General features: G+C 70.8%; 1 protein-coding gene. It reads right to left on the reverse strand.

Going from position 1 to position 400, the window contains the following annotated elements:
• Positions 1–400: low specificity L-threonine aldolase (locus J1M64_RS19225; RefSeq protein ID WP_241261806.1), on the reverse strand; the 400-nt coding region annotated here is incomplete at both ends.

Genomic DNA, 400 nt, shown 5'->3' on the forward strand with positions numbered 1-400 from the left:
GCCATGGCGTTGGCGTGGCGGGCGGAGCGCAGGTACAGGTCGCCGTCGAACAGCGCGAGCAGCTGCGCCGAGACGAAGCGCATCTTCGAGGCCAGCTGCATCTGGTTCTTGCGCAGGTACACGAGGCCGTCCGCGGCGTCCGGGTCGAGCACGACGACGGCCTCGGCCAGCAGCGCCCCGTTCTTGGTGCCGCCGAGGGAGAGCACGTCCACGCCGACGTCGGTGGTGAAGGCGCGCAGCGGCAGGCCCAGGGAGGCCGCGGCATTGGCGATGCGGGCGCCGTCCATGTAGACGCGCATCCCGTGCTCGTGGGCGTAGTCCGTGATGGCCTTGACCTCGTCCGGGGTGTAGACCGTGCCGAGCTCGGTGGACTGGGTGAGGTAGACGACCAGGGGCTGGG

Origin of the sequence: Dietzia sp. KRD202, from assembly GCF_017168155.1 — a bacterium.
Lineage (GTDB): Bacteria > Actinomycetota > Actinomycetes > Mycobacteriales > Mycobacteriaceae > Dietzia > Dietzia kunjamensis.